General features: G+C 52.3%; 3 protein-coding genes. 2 read left to right on the plus strand and 1 reads right to left on the minus strand.

What is annotated here, in order from left to right:
- Positions 1 to 362 precede the first annotated feature (362 nt).
- Entirely contained in the window at positions 363 to 707 is a 345-nt protein-coding gene (locus AKL28_RS23395; RefSeq protein ID WP_050470681.1) for a hypothetical protein, read from the minus strand.
- A 385-nt stretch (positions 708 to 1,092) separates the two neighbouring features.
- On the opposite strand from AKL28_RS23395, the gene AKL28_RS23400 reads away from it, so the two are divergent.
- Positions 1,093 to 1,923 carry a hypothetical protein gene (locus tag AKL28_RS23400; RefSeq protein WP_050470682.1) on the plus strand — a complete coding sequence of 277 codons (831 nt, stop codon included), beginning with the start codon at positions 1,093 to 1,095 and terminating at the stop codon, positions 1,921 to 1,923.
- Positions 1,916 to 2,130: hypothetical protein (locus tag AKL28_RS25205; RefSeq protein ID WP_231602673.1), on the plus strand; the 215-nt coding region annotated here is incomplete at its 3' end. The genes AKL28_RS23400 and AKL28_RS25205, both read left to right, overlap by 8 nt.

Raw genomic sequence — 2,130 nt, forward strand, 5'->3', positions numbered from 1 at the left:
GCCTTTTGATCACGCGCCTCTTGAGCCGCCGCCATGCGCTGCTGCCGCTCCAGCTGGCGCAATTGAGTAGCTTGGGCACGTAACGCCCGTTGACTCTCTCGTTCGGCAGCCGCAGCCGCACGCGCAGTCGCTCTCAGAAATCCCTCAATTCCACTTCTACGCCCCATTGCGCACTCCCCTTCAAAAAGACAGCTGTTTTAGTTAATTTTTAGTCAATTCAAGGGAAATTTTAGCATCGTTGGACCGCCCCCTCACGTCAAAATCTCAAAGACAAACCCCAACAAGATTTCGATTTTCTCGGCCTGGTCTTCGATGGTAAACCCGCGTTCCTGATGCCTGAGATGACTTCTGCTATCCGGCTCTTAGTCATGCTTCCCACCTTTCTGGCCAGTTTCTACGGCGCCGTTGTGGGTACGATTGGCTTGGGTGATCTGCACATGCGCGAAGTGCGCCAGCAGCTTGCTCGAAGAGATCGCTAGGCGCAGCAAAACGCCCTTATCTACCTCCTTGAACAACGGAGGATCTTCGAACGCAACTTGCGTTTCACTGAATTCGAGCAGCTCCAGGAGCGTGGCAACTCCGTTGCCGATGTCTTGAGCATGCTCTGTCAGTTCAACCGAGGCAGACGGGAAAATAGCCGGGTTGTGCCAAGAGAAAGCTTGGAATGTGGGCGTGGTGGATTGATTGGGCGTGCGGACGCTAGGCATGATGACCTCCTGTTACAGCATTAAGCTGCTCCCGTCGCCAAACGGGTGGGCAGCAGATGGCGGGGTTGGCGAACCGGTGTAACAGGTAACCGGCATACCCGAAGGTATCCCCACCATCGCCGCCCGTGGGAGGTCGAAGTGTATCCGGACGAAAAAATACCGCCATGAGGCGGTTGTCCGCCTGTTACTTACCGAGTCGCCAAACTCGATCCCATTTTTATTTGGGACGTTTTAAGGATAGCAGGGAGAGTAAACGCGCGTCAAGCGCCAAGAACCTGAGGGGAAGACTCGACAAGAATAAACTAGAGCAATAATAGTATCGCCTACCCTAAATGCATTCGATGGCCACAATCGGCTCCTTCTGAAAATTTGACACAGGACACTGATGAACAACTCCGAGCAACCATCCAAGATGCCAAAGGCAATGGAACAATTTCTTTCCGTCGATTGGACTCTGCCACCCTTCACGTCCAGCGCTGTAATTGAGACGATCGCGGAAGCCTTGGGAACATGTGGCCCATCGAAACATGAGGAAATCCTGAGCAAGGTAATGCCCTGGGTCTATGACCTTCGACGCCTATCCTCGATGTACATCGGGCGCTACAAATCAACGATCCACATTCAAGAATTTAGCGCACAAATTGCAGAATCGATCGAAGCAGCCGCAGGAGGACTCTTCCACGCCGCGATATGTTCATTGATTCCAGTGATCGAAGGCGTTCTGCAGAAAATGGCTGCCGAGCGGGTGGGGCAGCCAAAGAGGCGAAACTGGATGCTGCCTGAGATAGATGCGCTTATCGCGAAAGAAGAATTATCGCCTGGCCGTTTTGAAGAGCGCATTGTGATGCTGCAGTCTCTTCGGGCGATTTTTGAAACGCGTCTATTTGTCGATACTGCTCTCGATCAAAGTGCAACCAGGCTAAACCGAAACGGCATTCTTCATGGTCTATTCCATGACTACGCAAACCAGCTTAATTTCTATCGACTGATATCCGTCTTGGACAGTCTATGTTTTGCGATCGGCCTCAAACATGGCGGCTCTGGCTTTGCTTCAAGTGAAACCGACGAATCAAGGGAATATTTGGGCTACCTGACGTCCATGAGCGCGGCGTCTCAACGGCGTCCGTCATCCATACCTAGTGAGCCGATCCTCAAGGGGTCAAGCCCGCTAGAACTAAGGTTCATGATACTGCAGGCGAAAAGGTCAAATGGCTAAGAAACACCCATACCCGCTGGTTCGGGGCTACGGCAATATCGAACGAGAACCTTTTGACTCATATTACGAGCACTGGCTTCAAGAGTTATCCAACATTCCCAAACCCATCGTCGAGGACCGGATTTATCGTCATTGGAATTGCTTCGAGGAGCGCTGGTCGCAGCTAGCGCCGCACACGTGGGAATATAGCCTAGAGACCTTCTCCAA

The organism is Herbaspirillum chlorophenolicum (assembly GCF_001189955.1).
GTDB lineage: Bacteria > Pseudomonadota > Gammaproteobacteria > Burkholderiales > Burkholderiaceae_D > Herbaspirillum > Herbaspirillum chlorophenolicum.

Coding starts and splice junctions, on each gene's coding strand:
- AKL28_RS23400 (WP_050470682.1), top strand. CDS start 1,093: ATGAACAACTCCGAGCAACCATCCAAGATGCCAAAGGCAATGGAACAA.
- AKL28_RS23395 (WP_050470681.1), bottom strand. CDS start 707: ATGCCTAGCGTCCGCACGCCCAATCAATCCACCACGCCCACATTCCAA.